We start from the raw sequence: 14,265 nt of genomic DNA on the forward strand, positions 1-14,265 counted from the left end.
GTGCGGCTCGCCGTACCGATCTCTGGAACCAAAGAGGAGGTACGCGTGCGCACCATTGCCAGAGCCGTCCCCCCGAGACCCGTTCTGATCGCCGCCGTCGCCCTGACCACCGCCGCCGGTTCGCTCCTGCTCTCCCCTCGCGTCGCGGGCGCCGACCCCCGCCCCGCCACCCGCGAGGGTTCCGCCCCCGACCGACGCGCCGCGCGCGCACCGGCCGCCGCCGCCCGGCGCGCCCTCACCGCCACCGTCCCCCGCGCCGATCCCCACCTCGGCTATCCCCGCCGCCAGGTCCTCTCCCCCGACCCGGCGAACCCCGCCGACACCTCCCGCAAGCTCGGCCTGACCCCGTACGACGCCCTCGCCCCGCGCCTGAACGCCCTCCAGCGGCTGGGCGACCGGGTGAGTGTCGAGGTCGCGGGCGTCTCGGCCGGCGGGCACCGGCTCTACCTCGTCACGGTCACCGCCCCGGAGACCGCCGACCAGGCCACCGCCCAGGAGCGGATGCGCGAGCTCATCGAGAACGCGCCCGCCACCGCCGCCAAGTCACCGGAGATCAAGGCCGGTTACAAGACCCCGGTCCTCTTCGACAACAACATCCACGGCGACGAACGCGAGGGCACCGACGCCTCCCTCGATCTCATCTCCCAGCTCGCCACCGCCAACGACACCGCCACCAAAGACCTGTTGGCGCACAGCCGCCTCTACTTCAACCTCACGGCGAACCCGGACGGCCGTATCGCGGGCACCCGCGCGAACGCCAACGGCTTCGATCTGAACCGGGACTTGATCACCGCCTCGCAGCCCGAGACCCGCGCGATCCGCGCGCTCACGATCGACAAACAGCCCGCCGTCCTGCTCGACCTGCACGGTTACGTCAACGGCACCCTCATCGAGCCGACCACTCCCCCGCACGGCGAGAACTACGAGTACGACCTCTTCCTCAAGAACACCTACGCCAACGCCCTGGGCATGGAGTCCGCCGTCAATGGCCTCGGTTACACACCGGCCAAGGACGGCGTCGAGCCCGTCCACATCCCCTTCCGGGACCAGGCGGAGGGCTGGGACGACTGGCCCCCGGTCTTCACCCCGCAGTACGCGGCCTTCCAGGGCGCGGTGGCCGCCCACACCGTCGAGATCCCGCTCCAGGTCAACAACGCGGCCTACGACACCCTTCCCACCACCGAGCTCCGCCGCCGCTCCGCGATCAACGTGGCCGTCGCGGGCGCCGCCATGCGCGCGACCCTCGACTTCGCCCGGTCCCACCGGACTTCGCTCATCGCCGACCAGATCGAGATGTTCCGGCGGGGCGCGGCGGGCGCCGAGCAAGTCCCGGTGTCGGCACGGACCGTCCCGGGCGTCCCGGGCATCGGCCCCGAGGACGTCTACACGACCGAATTCCCCCGCGCCTACACCATTGCGGCCGACACCGCGGGCGCCCGCCTCGTCGCCCACCTCATCGCCAACGACGTCCGCGTGCTACGCGCGGCGACCGGCCCGTACGTCATCGACATGCGCCAGCCCAAACGGGGCCTGGCGAACGCCCTGTTGGCCGACGGCCGTGACATCAGCGACAAGGTGACGGCCATGTACGACATCTCGGCGTGGAGCCTGGGCCGCCTGTGGGGCGCCACCGTCGAGGCCGTAACCACCCTCCCCGGCACCGCACTTGACGCCGTCACCGCCCCCTCCCCCACCGCCCGGGTCGCCCCGCACGGCGACCTGCGCCTGCGCCTCACCGACCCGGCCGAGTTCGCCGCCCTCAACTCCCTTCTGCGGCAAGGGATTCCGGTACGACGGGCAGCGGACGGCAGCGCGATCGTGCCGGAGTCGGCGCGAGCGAAGGCGACCGAGGTGGCCGGTGAGTACGACGTGGCCCTCGACGCGGCGCCCCTCACCGGCACCACCACTACCGCCCTCCACCCCGTCCGCGTCGCCGCCGCCGTCACCGCGGGCGAGCTGTTCGCGCTGCGGGAGATGGGCTTCGACGTCACGCCCGTGTCGACGGACATCCTGAACGCCGGGTTCGACTGGTCGAAGGCGGACGTCCTGTTCGTGTCGGCGGGCTTGGACCACGGCGACCTGACCCCGGCCGCCCGCACCGCCCTCGGCACCTTCCTCACCACCGGCCACGGACTCGTCGGCCGGGGCGTCACCGGTGCGGCCCTCGGCTCGGCGGCCGGACTCCTGACGGCGACACCCGTCGAGGGCGACGAGGAGGCCAACGGCGTTGTACGGGTGGTGAATTCAGGACCGGTCACGCTCGGCGCACCGGCCTACGGCTTCGTGTACGCGCCGGTGTGGTTCACCGGTCTCGGACCCGGGGTGCGGGTCGAGCAGTCGTACGCGACCGGGAATCCACTCGTCGCCGGGCACTGGCGGCCACTGGACGACGGAACCGGCGGTCCTGCCGCCGCGGCAGGGCGCCCCTCGGTCATCAGCGGCCCGCACGCCGTCCTGTTCGGTACGGAGCCCCTCTTCCGAGATCATCCGAAGGGGGAACTCCCGCAGGTCGGACGGGCGTTGTTCACCATGGCACACACGTACGACGGCACACGAGCGATGGCACACGCGAGCAGCGGATCAGTCGAGGAGAGCAGATGACCCAGGAGATCCACGGCACCGTAGCCGACGGCTTCGAGGCGGTGCGGGAGGAGTTCGCCGCGGTGGTGGCGGTCGAACGCGCCGATTACGAGGGCCAGTTGTGTGCGTACGTACACGGACGGCGGGTCGTCGACCTGTGGGCGGGACCACCCGGCACCGACGGCGACTCGCTCTATGGCGTGTTCTCGTCCACGAAGGGCGCCGCGCATCTCGTGGTGGCGCTGCTCGTGCAGGACGGCACGCTGGAGCTCGACCGCAAAGTGACGTACTACTGGCCGGAGTTCGCGTCCGAGGGCAAGGGCGCGCTGACCCTGCGCGAGCTGCTCGCGCACCGGGCGGGTCTGGTCGGGACGGACACCGGGTTCACGCTCGACGAACTGGCCGACGACCGCGCGGTCGCCGAACGCCTCGCCGACCAGCGGCCGTTCTGGCGCCCGGGCACGGCCTTCGGCTATCACGCCCTGGTGATCGGCGCGTTGACCGGCGAGATCGTACGGCGGGCCACGGGCCGTTCGCTCCGGGACGTGCACGAGGAGAGAGTGCGGGCGCCGTACGGGCTGGACTTCTTCCTCGGGCTGCCGGCGGCGCACGAGCCCCGATTCCGCACCGTCCAGCCCCAGTTGCTCACCCCGGAGCAGGAGGCCGCGCGCGCGGCGGAGCCGGCCGGGCCGCACAGCCTCGCCGCGATCGCGTTCAACGAGCACGCGGCGCAGCCGACGGTCCTGGAGTCACTGCCGAACGAGCGGGTGATCCGGGCGAAGGGTCCCGCGTCGGTCGGCGGGGTGGCGTCGGCGCGCGGTCTCGCCGGGCTGTACGCGGCGGCGATCAGTGAAGTCGACGACCGGGCCGCGCTGTTGAAGCCGGACACGGCGGCGGAGTTCGGGCAGCTGCACTCCGTCGGGTACGACGTGGTGACCGACACGCACCGGGCGTACGGCCTGGGTTTCCAGGCGACCGCGGACGCCTGGTACCCGTTCCTGGGTGCCGGCACGATCGGCCACAGCGGCGCGGCCGGCTCCCAGGCCTTCGCCGACCCCCGCAGCGGCCTGGCCTACGGCTACACCCGGCGCCGCTTCGCCTTCCCGGGCGGCGCGGCCCTGGAGAACGAGGGGTTGGTACGGGCGGTGCACAGCGCGGCGCTGGCTCAGTAACGTCCGTTCAGTGACGTCCACTTGATGACGAACGAAGGCCGCACCCCACGTCCAGGGGTGCGGCCTCGTCGTAGAAGCGTCTTGCGTCAGAGCTTGACGATCATCTTGCCGGTGTTCTCGCCCCGCAGCTGGCCGAGGAACGCCTCCAGGTTGTTCTCGATGCCCTCGACGACCGTCTCGCGGTACTTCAGCTCGCCGGACGCGACCCACGCGCCGACCTCCTGGACGAACTGCGGCTGGAGGTCGTAGTGGTCGCCGACGAGGAAGCCCTCGATGCGGCCGCGGGTCTGGATGAGGCGGCCGAGGTTCTTCGGGCCGGGGGTGGGCTCGGTGTTGTTGTAGACCGAGATCATGCCGCAGATCGCGATGCGGCCACGCTCGTTCAGGGAGCCGATCGCCGCTTCCAGGTGGTCGCCGCCGACGTTGTCGAAGTAGACGTCGACGCCGTCCGGGGCGGCCTCGCGGAGCTGCTTGCCGACCGGGCCGTTCTTGTAGTTGAAGGCCGCGTCGAAGCCGTACTCCTCGACGAGGAGCTTGACCTTCTCGTCGGAGCCGGCGGAGCCGATGACGCGGGAGGCGCCCTTGAGCTTGGCGATCTGGCCGACCTGGCTGCCCACGGCACCCGCGGCGCCGGAGACGAAGACCGAGTCGCCCTCCTTGAAGGAGGCGGTGCGCAGCAGACCGGCGTAGGCGGTGAGGCCGGTCATGCCGAGGACGCCGAGGTAGGTGGAGAGCGGGGCGAGGTCGGGGTCGACCTTGACGGCGCCCTTGGCGTCGATGGTCGCGTACTCGCGCCAGCCGCCGAAGTGCAGCACGTGGTCGCCGGGCGCGAAGCCCTCGGCGTTCGACTCGACGATCTCGCCGACCGCGCCGCCCTGCATGACCTTGCCGAGCTCGAAGGGGGCCGTGTACGACTTGGCGGCGCTCATCCGGCCGCGCATGTACGGGTCGACCGACAGGTACTTGTTCCGCACCAGCACCTGGCCCTCGGCCGGGGCCCGGGTCTCGGTCTCCACCAGGGCGAAGTCCTCGGGCTTCGGCCAGCCGACCGGGCGGCTGAGCAGGTGCCATTCGCGGTTGATCATCACAAGCGCCTTTCGTAGTGCAGGGGGCCGTGCGGGGTGGTTCGCACACTGCCAAATACTTCAGTACCTGAAACAACCATGCTCCTGAATATTTCATGATGTCAAGTAACGGGGTACTCTGAGTCCATGGCCACACCCGAAAAGACGCGTCGCTCCGACCCCGTGACCGTGGAGGTCGTCGAGCTGATCGGCGATGTCGTGGCGCGGTTCTACGCGGACTACGAGGAGGCGGCCGGCGACCACCGGCTGACCGGCGCGCAGGCCAGGCTGCTCAGCCTGCTGTCCCTGGAGCCGCTGCCGATGCGCAAGCTGGCGCTGAAGCTGAAGTGCGAGCCGTCGAACGTCACGGGGATCGTGGACCGGCTGGAGACCCGCGGCCTGGTGGAGCGCCGCCCCGACCCCGCCGACCGACGCGTGAAGCTCGCGGCGGCCACGGAGGAGGGGCGCCGGGTGGCCCGTAGCCTGCGGGAGTCGCTGCGTTTCGCCCGCGAGCCGCTGGCCGGACTGTCGGACGAGGAGCGGCTGGCATTGCGCGGGTTGCTGCGGCGGATGCTGGAAGTCTGAGCCGGACGGCTCACAGGCGTCCGAGCCGAGCCACCCACGGGCGTCCGAGCCGAGCGGCTCGGCAGCGCCACTCAGACCCTAGGAACGCAGCACCACTCGGACCCTAGGAACACCACCACAGGATCTGCTTGCAGGTCTCCGAGGGCGACGGTGTCGGGCTCGGGTCGGAGGACGACGGGTCCGAGGACGGGGTGGTCGCCGGGTCCGTCGAGGACGTCGACGCGGGGGACGTGGTGCCGCCGCCCGTCGTCGGGGTCTGCGACTCCTCGGGGTCCTTCGTTCCCTTCGCGGACTTCGACGGTGACGCGGACGGGGATGCCGACGCGTCCGGGGACCCCGTACCCGCGCTGGTTCCGACGGTCTTGGTGACGTCCAGGGGCTCCGCGGTCTGACTGGCCTCCGCATCCGCCCCGCCCTCCGCCGACGCACCCGGCGCCGCGGACCTCTGGCTGGAGAACGGCGCGTCGGTGCCCAGCTCTGCCAGGCTCAGGCCGCCCGCCGCCAGTAGGAAACCGGCCGTTATGAGAAGCACCCGGCGCCGACGCCGACGGTGGGCCGCGGCCTTGCGATCGCGACGACTTCCGCCCGCCGTACCGGCTCCCGCGCCCTCGATGGCGTCGTCGCCGTCATCATCGAAGTCACCGCCGCCGCTGTGACTGCCGACCCGCCCGCGCCCACGGCTCTTGCGCCGCGCGGCACGCCCCCGGGGCTCGCTGTTCTCGGCGTCTTCGTCGTGCCCGGCATCAGGTGCGTCCGCCTGCGGGCGCGCTTCAACCGCACGCGTGTGGGCCTGAGTTGATTCGGCCGGCGCTTCGGCTGATGCGCCGCACCCCGGGCACGCGAGGGCGCCGTTCAGGTGCCGGCCGCAGGGGTGGCAGTAGTCCATGACGCGGGAAGACTAAGTTCCTCACAGGTAACGTTCATAGTCGCGCCTGTGAAAGTTGTGTAGGGACGCGGCGGCAAACGACAAGAATCGACACGAACCGACGCCGCCGAGCGGTACGCCGATCGCGCCTCTTGCCGAAACCGTTACATGTTCGACCCATTGACACCCCCGCCCCGGCGTCCTTACTGTCTGCCCAGCATTTCGAACGTGAGCCGAAATTTCGAACAGCACTGAAGAGCACAGGGGGCATCTGCCGTGCGCATCACGGGAATCAGTACGCACGTGGTCGGGACGCCATGGCGCAATCTGACGTACGTCCAAGTGCACACCGACGAGGGCGTCACCGGCGTCGGCGAGACCCGGATGCTGGGCCACACCGACGCGCTGATCGGTTACCTGCGCGAGGCCGAGGCAAACCACATTCTCGGCTCCGACCCGTTCGCCGTGGAAGACCTCGTACGCCGGATGAAGTACGGCGACTACGGGCGCGCGGGTGAAATCGTCATGTCCGGCATCGCCGTGATCGAGATGGCCTGCTGGGACATCAAGGGCAAGGCCCTCGGCGTGCCGGTGTGGCAGCTGCTCGGCGGCAAGGTCACCGACAAGGTGAAGGCGTACGCCAACGGCTGGTACACCACCGAGCGGACCCCGGAGGCCTATCACAAGGCCGCCCAGGGGGTCATGGAGCGCGGGTACAAGGCGCTGAAGATCGACCCCTTCGGCACCGGGCACTTCGAACTCGACCACGCGCAGACCCTGTACGCGGTCTCCCTCATCGAGGCCGTGCGGGACGCGATCGGTCCGGACGCCGAGCTGATGCTGGAGATGCACGGCCGGTTCTCGCCGTCGACCGCGGTACGGCTGGCGAACGAACTCGCGCAGTTCAAGCCCGCGTGGCTGGAGGAGCCTGTTCCGCCGGAGAACCTGAAGGCGCTGGAGAAGGTCGCCGCGAAGGTGGACATCCCGATCGCGACGGGTGAGCGCATCCACGACCGGATCGAGTTCCGCGAGCTGTTCGAGAGCCAGGCCGTCGACATCATCCAGCCCGACGTCGGTCACATCGGCGGCATTTGGGAGACGCGCAAGCTCGCCGCGACAGCCGAGGCGCACTACGTCCTCGTCGCCCCGCACAACGTCGGCGGACCGGTGCTGACCGCCGCTTCGCTCCAAGTCGGCTTCTCCTCCCCGAACTTCAAGATCCTGGAGCACTTCAACGACTTCGCCGACGCGGAGATCAAGAAGGTCGTCAAGGGTGCGCCCGAGGTCATCGACGGCTACTTCCACCTCTCCGACGCGCCCGGTCTCGGCGTCGAGCTGGACACCGACGCGGCGGCCGAATTCCCGCAGCAGCAGGCCCGGTTCGACCTCTGGGCGGACGGCTGGGAGCAGCGCAAGCCGAAGGGCGCGAAGTGAGCACGGCGGTCGTCATCGCGGCACCGGGTGAGCACCGGCTGGCCGCGCACGAGCCGCGGCAGCCGGACGCGGGCGAGGCGCTGGTACGCGTCCACGCGGTCGGCATCTGCGGCAGCGACCGCGAGGTGTACCAGGGCAACAGGCCCGAGGGCTACGTCCGTTACCCCCTCACCCCGGGCCATGAGTGGTCCGGCACGGTGGACGCGGTCGGCGCCGGGGTGCCGTCGACGCTGGTCGGCCGCAAGGTCGTTGGCGAGGGTTTCCGCAACTGCCAGGTCTGCGACCGCTGTCACGCGGGCGAGACGACGTTGTGCACGGCGGGCTACGAGGAGACCGGCTTCACCCAGCCCGGGGCGATGGCCACCACCCTCACGCTCCCCGCCCGGCTCCTCCATGTCCTCCCGGACGAGGCCGACTTGACGGCGGCGGCGCTGCTTGAGCCGGCGGCCTGTATCGCGGCGGCGGCGCTGAAGGCGAACGCCCGGCCGGGTGAGCGGGTCGCGGTGGTCGGTACCGGCACGCTCGGGATGTTCGCGGTGCAGTTCCTGAAGGCGGGCTCACCGGCCGAGTTGCTCGTGGTGGGTTCGCGCCCGGACCGGGCGGCCCTGTCGGAGCAGTTCGGCGCCACGGACTTCCGTACCAAGCACGAACCCCTCCCGGACGACTTCGACGTGGTGATCGAGACCGCCGGCTCCGCGGACGCAGCCCGTACGGCCGCCTCGCTGCTCCGGCGCGGTGGCCGCCTCGTCCTCACGGGCATCCCGGCGCCGGGCGCCGAGGGCCTGGACCCCACCGATCTCGTCGTACGGCAGCTGGAGGTGCACACCGTCTTCGGGGCACCGCCGGACGCCTGGGCGCACACGGTGCGGGTGTTCGGGGCGGGCTTGCTCGATCCGCTTCCCCTGGTCACCCATGAGCTGCCGCTCGCCGAGTTCCCGCAGGCCATCGAGCTGGTGGGCTCCGGCGATCCCAAGGTCGGCAAGGTGCTGCTGCGGCCGTAGGAAACCCCAGCCGTACGCCGGCACGGGGTGACCTGACCACCCCGTGCCGGCGTACCACCAGAGTCTTTTTCTACCCCGAGCCGCGAACCTCGTCCGAAATACCGAACGCGAAGGACAGCAAGTGACCGACACCGCCACGGCAGCCCGCAGGCCCGGGGAGCAGGCGCTCTCCGCGCTCGGCCTGGGCGCGCCCGCCCTCGACCCCGCCGACGCCTCCACCCACACCTTCCCGGACGGCGGTCGCTGGCGCACCGAGATCCCCTCTTGCGAGGGGCCCGAGGCGCTGGCGGTCATCCTCAAGGAGTCCTCGCGCCTCGACGTGCCGATCCACCGGATCAGCCAGGGCAGCGGTGTCTGGATGCTGACCGACGCCGAGATCACCGAGATGGTCGAGGCCACGGCCGAACGCGACATCGAGCTGTGCCTGTTCACCGGTCCGCGCGGGACGTGGGACATCGGCGGGTCGGTGCGCTCCGACTCGCGCGGTGGTGGGCTGCGTGCCCGGGGTCATGACGCGGTCGCCGGGTGCATCGAAGACGCCGTGCGGGCAACGGAGTTGGGCGTCAAGTGCCTGCTCGTCGCCGACGAGGGTGTGCTGTGGACCTTGCACCGGGCGCGGGTGGCCGGGATCATTCCGGCCGACACGACGCTGAAGGTGTCGGCGCTGATCGGTCCGGTCAACCCGGCGGCGTACGCGGTGTACGAGAAGCTCGGCGCGGACTCGCTGAACGTGCCGAGCGATCTGACGCTGGATCACTTGACGGAGATCCGGCGGGTGTCGGCGGCTCCGATGGACATGTACATCGAGGCGCCCGACGACCTCGGTGGCTACATCCGGATGTACGAGGTCGCGGAGCTGATCCGCCGCGGCGCTCCGCTGTACCTGAAGTTCGGCCTCTCCAAGGCCCCCGGTATCTACCCGTGGGGCACCCACCTGCGGGACGTCACCCTGGACACGGCGCGGGAGCGGGTCCGGCGGGGTCGGCTGGCCCTGGACCTGCTGGCGAGGCACGGCGCGGACGGTGACATGGCGGCCCTTGGTACGAGGTTGCCGGGGACTCTCAACCGTTTCCCCGCAGAGAGTGCCACTGACTGATCAACGGGGGCTGCGGCCCGGTGGGGGCTGGTCGCGCAGTTCCCCGCGCCCCTTGATGGCGGGCCTGGGTTTGCGAGGTGCACCTGGAAACCGGGGGGTGCGTTTCGTAGGGGCGCGAGGCTGTATCGAATTGCGGCTCCGCCGCGGGGCGCGACCAGCCCCCACCGGGCCGCACCACACAACTCAACCCGCACCACCCGCACCTCTTCAGCACAGGCCCGCTTCAGAAGGGGCGCGAGGAACTGCGCGACCAGCCCCCACCGGGCCCGCACCACACAACACAACCGGCACCACCCCGCACCCGCACCACCAATCCGCACCCTGAACCACCCCCCACGCCCGCTGCACCTCTCAACGACGAGAAGAATGAGGCCAGTTCACATGCGCATCCGTAGAAGTCGCGCCCTCCCCCTCATAGCCGGCGCCGCCACCCTCGCGCTGAGCCTGTCCGCGTGCGGACAGAGCGGTTCGGGCGGCAGCAAGGAGAAGGAGACCACCGCCAAGGGCGGCACGATCGGCATCGCGATGCCGACGAAGTCCTCCGCGCGCTGGATCTCCGACGGCAACAACATGGTCAGCGACCTCAAGACCAAGGGCTACAAGACCAAGCTGGTCTACGGCGAGGACGACCCGGACACCCAGGTCTCGCAGATCGAGAACATGATCACCCAGGGCGTCAAGGGCCTGATCATCGCGGCGATCGACAACAAGTCCCTGAACAACGTGCTCCAGGAAGCCGCGGACGCGAAGATCCCGGTCATCGCCTACGACCGCCTGATCCTCGGCACCAAGAACGTCGACTACTACGCGTCCTTCGACAACACGAAGGTCGGTGTCCTCCAGGGCAACTACATCATCCAGAAACTCGGTCTGGACCAGGGCAAGAAGGGCCCGTTCAACATCGAGCTGTTCGCCGGCTCGAACGACGACAACAACACCAAGTACTTCTTCAACGGCGCGATGAGCGTGCTCCAGCCGTACATCGACAAGAAGATCCTGGTCGTCAAGTCCGGGCAGACCGCGCTGAACAAGGTCACCACCCTGCGCTGGGACGGCACCAAGGCGCAGAACCGCATGGAGGACATCCTCACCGGTTCCTACAAGAGCGGCCGGGTCGACGCGGTGCTCTCGCCCTACGACGGCATCTCCATCGGCATCCTGTCCGCGCTGAAGTCGGACAGCTACGGCACCGCCAGCAAGCCGCTGCCGGTCATCACCGGCCAGGACGCCGAGCTGGCCTCGGTGAAGTCGATCATCGCCGGTGAGCAGACGCAGACCGTCTACAAGGACACCCGTGAGCTCGCCAAGGTCGCGGACACCATGATCGACGACGTGCTCAACAAGAAGACGCCGCAGACCAACGACACCAAGACCTACGACAACGGCACCAAGGTCGTCCCCGCCTACCTGCTCCAGCCGGTGAGCGTCGACAAGACGAACTACGAGGACGTGCTGGTCAAGGGCGGGTACTACACGGACGCTCAACTCAAGTAAGCCCGCGTCCAGTTACCCGACCCCACACTTGATTGGTAGGCACGACCATGGCGGGACCCGTCCTGGAAATGCGCTCGATCGTCAAGACCTTTCCCGGTGTCAAAGCGCTGTCGGACGTCACCTTGACGGTCCGTCAGGGCGAGGTCCACGCCATCTGCGGTGAGAACGGCGCCGGGAAGTCCACCCTGATGAAAGTGCTCTCCGGCGTTCATCCGCACGGCAGTTACCAAGGCGACATCCTCTTCGAGGGAGAGGAGTGCCACTTCCGCGACATCCGGGCGAGCGAGCACCGCGGCATCGTCATCATCCACCAGGAGCTGGCGCTGGTGCCGTTCCTCTCCATCGCGGAGAACATCTTCCTCGGCAACGAGCACGCCACGCGCGGGCTCATCAACTGGAACGAGACCCTGCGGCACGGCACCGAACTGCTGCGCCGGGTGGGCCTGAGCGACCACCCGGAGACCCGCGTCGCCGACATCGGCGTGGGCAAGCAGCAGTTGGTGGAGATCGCGAAGGCGCTGTCGAAGAAGGTGAAGCTGCTCATCCTGGATGAGCCGACGGCGGCCCTGAACGACGAGGACAGCGGCAAACTCCTCGATCTCATCCTGGAGTTGAAGACCCAGGGCATCACCTGCATCATCATCTCGCACAAGCTGAACGAGATCCGCAGGGTCGCCGACTCGGTGACGATCCTGCGCGACGGCCGCTCCATCGAGACGCTCGACGTGAAGGCGCCGGAGACGACCGAGGAGCGGATCATCTCCGGCATGGTCGGCCGCGACCTCGACCACCGCTTCCCCGAGCGCACCCCGCACGCGGGCGAGCCCGAGGCGGCACCCGCGCTGGAAATCCGCGGCTGGACCGTGTTCCACCCGATCGACCAGCAGCGCAAGGTAGTTGACGATGTGTCAATAAATGTGCGCAGAGGCGAGATCGTCGGCATCGCCGGACTCATGGGCGCCGGCCGCACCGAACTCGCGATGAGCGTCTTCGGCCGTTCCTACGGCCGTTACGCAGCCGGCACGGTCCTCAAGGACGGGCAGGAGATCCGTACGAAGTCGGTCGCGGAGGCGGTGAAGCACGGCATCGCCTATGTCACCGAGGACCGCAAGCACTACGGCCTCAATCTCATCGACACGATCAACCGGAACATCTCGCTGGCCGCCCTGAACAAGGTCTCCCAGCGCGGAGTCGTCGACGAGCACGAGGAACGGCAGGTCGCCGAGCGGTTCCGCAAGTCCATGAACATCAAGGCACCGACCGTCTTCGAGCCGGTGGGCAAGCTGTCCGGCGGCAACCAGCAGAAGGTCGTCCTCAGCAAGTGGATCTTCGCGGGTCCCGAGGTGCTGATCCTGGACGAGCCCACCCGAGGCATCGACGTGGGCGCCAAGTACGAGATCTACACGGTCATCGACCAACTCGCCGCCGAGGGCAAGGCGGTGGTCTTCATCTCCTCCGAACTGCCGGAGCTGCTCGGCATGTGCGACCGCATCTACACGATGGCGGCGGGCCGGCTGACCGGTGAGGTGCCCCGGGCCGAGGCCACGCAGGAAGTGCTGATGCGCCAGATGACGAAGGACAAAGAGGTAACGCGATGAGCACGGACGTGACCGCCAAGAGCCCGGCCCCCGCGCCACCGGGCAAGAGCGGATCGGCCGCGGGCGGCGGCCTGTTGTGGCTGGTGCTGGACGGCCTGCGGCGCAACATGCGCCAGTACGGCATGCTGATCGCCCTCGGTCTGATCGTGATCCTCTTCGCGGTCTGGACCGGCGGGGACCTGCTGCTGCCGCGCAACGTCTCCAACCTGGTGCTGCAGAACAGCTACATCCTGATCCTCGCCATCGGCATGATGCTGGTCATCATCGCCGGGCACATCGACCTGTCGGTCGGTTCGCTCACCGCGTTCGTGGGCGCCTTCGCGGCCGTCCTGATGGTCAATCACCAGGTGTCGTGGCCCATCGCGTTGGTGCTGTGCCTGCTGATGGGCGCGGTGGCGGGCTCGGTACAGGGGTTGTTGATCGCCTACGCGGGCATACCGTCGTTCATCGTCACGCTCGCCGGAATGCTGCTCTTCCGCGGCCTCACGGAGATCCTCCTCCAGGGCCAGACGCTGGGCCCCTTCCCCAATGGTCTGCAGAAGTTCGGCAACGGCTTCCTGCCCGCGGTCGGCCCGAACACCAACTACCACAACATCACCCTGCTGTTGGGCCTGGCGATGATCGCCGTGGTGGTGTGGCAGGAGTTCCGCGACCGGCGCCGGCAGCAGGAGTTCTCGCTCGACGTGGCGCCGACGAAGCTGTTCCTCCTCAAGCTCGTCGTCATCGTCGCCGCGATCCTCTGGCTCACCATGCTGCTCGCCAGCTACAACGGGGCGCCGATCATCCTGATCGTCCTCGCCGTCCTGGTGGCCGGTTACGGCTATGTGATGCGCAACTCCGTCTTCGGCCGCCACATCTACGCGATCGGCGGCAATCTGCCGGCCGCGAAGCTGTCCGGCGTCAAGGACAAGCGCGTCACCTTCCAGGTGTTCCTGAACATGGGCGTGCTCGCGGCCCTGGCGGGTCTGGTGATCACCGCCCGCCTCAACGCGGCCTCGCCGAAGGCCGGCGACGGCTACGAACTGGAGGCCATCGCCTCCTCGTTCATCGGTGGCGCGTCCATGAGCGGCGGTGTCGGCACCGTCTTCGGCGCCATCATCGGCGGTCTGGTCCTCGGCGTGCTGAACAACGGCATGAACCTCCTCAGCGTCGGCACCGACTGGCAGAAGGTCATCAAGGGCCTCGCCCTGCTGGCCGCGGTCGGCTTCGACGTGTGGAACAAACGCAAGTCCGGTTCGTAACTTCAGCGCGACGCTCCGCTGGGAAGGCCGTACGAAAACTGCGCGCCGTACGTGGCTGGTCGCGCACACGCGGCGGTAGCCGCATTTCGATACAGCCCCGCGCCCCTTTGGGGCGCGGGCCCAGCGGGGCCCCTC

The 14,265-nt window shown here is 69.2% G+C and carries 11 protein-coding genes; 9 read left to right on the forward strand and 2 right to left on the reverse strand.

Features of this window, described 5'->3' with window-relative positions; all coding sequences use genetic code 11:
- Nucleotides 1-45: 45 nt before the first annotated feature.
- Nucleotides 46-2,601, forward strand: a complete 2,556-nt coding sequence (locus tag OG588_RS15075; RefSeq protein WP_405947723.1) for a M14 family zinc carboxypeptidase — start codon at nt 46-48, stop codon at nt 2,599-2,601.
- A complete protein-coding gene (locus OG588_RS15080; protein ID WP_405947724.1) occupies nt 2,598-3,752 on the forward strand; it encodes a serine hydrolase domain-containing protein in 1,155 nt (384 codons plus the stop codon). Before OG588_RS15075 ends, OG588_RS15080 begins: the two co-directional genes overlap by 4 nt.
- Nucleotides 3,753-3,838: 86 nt before the next feature.
- Here the strand turns inward: OG588_RS15080 and OG588_RS15085 are convergent, their stop codons facing one another.
- Nucleotides 3,839-4,837, reverse strand: a complete 999-nt coding sequence (locus OG588_RS15085; protein WP_405947725.1) for an NADP-dependent oxidoreductase — start codon at nt 4,835-4,837, stop codon at nt 3,839-3,841.
- Nucleotides 4,838-4,963: 126 nt separating this feature from the next.
- On the opposite strand from OG588_RS15085, the gene OG588_RS15090 reads away from it, so the two are divergent.
- A complete protein-coding gene (locus OG588_RS15090; RefSeq protein WP_019060322.1) occupies nt 4,964-5,401 on the forward strand; it encodes a MarR family winged helix-turn-helix transcriptional regulator in 438 nt (145 codons plus the stop codon).
- A gap of 103 nt (nt 5,402-5,504) precedes the next feature.
- Here OG588_RS15090 and OG588_RS15095 read toward each other — a convergent pair whose 3' ends face one another.
- Nucleotides 5,505-6,287: a hypothetical protein gene (locus tag OG588_RS15095; RefSeq protein ID WP_405947726.1), complete on the reverse strand. Its 783-nt coding sequence runs from the start codon at nt 6,285-6,287 to the stop codon at nt 5,505-5,507.
- Nucleotides 6,288-6,542: 255 nt separating this feature from the next.
- Between OG588_RS15095 and OG588_RS15100 the strand changes: the two genes are divergently transcribed.
- From OG588_RS15100 to mmsB, 6 genes are all read left to right on the forward strand, one after another.
- Nucleotides 6,543-7,700 carry a mandelate racemase/muconate lactonizing enzyme family protein gene (locus tag OG588_RS15100; protein WP_398847004.1) on the forward strand — a complete coding sequence of 386 codons (1,158 nt, stop codon included), beginning with the start codon at nt 6,543-6,545 and terminating at the stop codon, nt 7,698-7,700.
- On the forward strand, nt 7,697-8,701 hold the full coding sequence (locus OG588_RS15105) for a zinc-binding dehydrogenase (protein ID WP_019060318.1): 1,005 nt from the start codon (nt 7,697-7,699) through the stop codon (nt 8,699-8,701). The genes OG588_RS15100 and OG588_RS15105 overlap by 4 nt, the downstream gene beginning before the upstream one ends.
- A 121-nt stretch (nt 8,702-8,822) precedes the next feature.
- Nucleotides 8,823-9,797: a hypothetical protein gene (locus tag OG588_RS15110; protein WP_405947727.1), complete on the forward strand. Its 975-nt coding sequence runs from the start codon at nt 8,823-8,825 to the stop codon at nt 9,795-9,797.
- 381 nt (nt 9,798-10,178) lie between these two features.
- Complete coding sequence (chvE, locus tag OG588_RS15115; RefSeq protein ID WP_405947728.1) at nt 10,179-11,291, forward strand: multiple monosaccharide ABC transporter substrate-binding protein; 1,113 nt, start codon at nt 10,179-10,181, stop codon at nt 11,289-11,291.
- Between the two features lie 47 nt (nt 11,292-11,338).
- Nucleotides 11,339-12,889: a multiple monosaccharide ABC transporter ATP-binding protein gene (gene mmsA / locus OG588_RS15120; RefSeq protein ID WP_405947729.1), complete on the forward strand. Its 1,551-nt coding sequence runs from the start codon at nt 11,339-11,341 to the stop codon at nt 12,887-12,889.
- Nucleotides 12,886-14,130, forward strand: coding sequence for a multiple monosaccharide ABC transporter permease (mmsB, locus tag OG588_RS15125; protein WP_405947730.1), 1,245 nt, complete (start codon nt 12,886-12,888; stop codon nt 14,128-14,130). Before mmsA ends, mmsB begins: the two co-directional genes overlap by 4 nt.
- Nucleotides 14,131-14,265: the final 135 nt, after the last annotated feature.

The sequence above is a fragment of the Streptomyces prunicolor genome, assembly GCF_045162825.1.
Classification (GTDB): Bacteria; Actinomycetota; Actinomycetes; order Streptomycetales; family Streptomycetaceae; genus Streptomyces; species Streptomyces prunicolor.

Excerpts from the sequence above, each read along its gene's own strand:
- OG588_RS15080 (WP_405947724.1), top strand. The coding sequence starts at position 2,598 with ATGACCCAGGAGATCCACGGCACCGTAGCCGACGGCTTCGAGGCGGTG.
- OG588_RS15085 (WP_405947725.1), bottom strand. The coding sequence starts at position 4,837 with ATGATCAACCGCGAATGGCACCTGCTCAGCCGCCCGGTCGGCTGGCCG.
- OG588_RS15090 (WP_019060322.1), top strand. The coding sequence starts at position 4,964 with ATGGCCACACCCGAAAAGACGCGTCGCTCCGACCCCGTGACCGTGGAG.
- OG588_RS15095 (WP_405947726.1), bottom strand. The coding sequence starts at position 6,287 with ATGGACTACTGCCACCCCTGCGGCCGGCACCTGAACGGCGCCCTCGCG.
- chvE (WP_405947728.1), top strand. The coding sequence starts at position 10,179 with ATGCGCATCCGTAGAAGTCGCGCCCTCCCCCTCATAGCCGGCGCCGCC.
- mmsA (WP_405947729.1), top strand. The coding sequence starts at position 11,339 with ATGGCGGGACCCGTCCTGGAAATGCGCTCGATCGTCAAGACCTTTCCC.
- mmsB (WP_405947730.1), top strand. The coding sequence starts at position 12,886 with ATGAGCACGGACGTGACCGCCAAGAGCCCGGCCCCCGCGCCACCGGGC.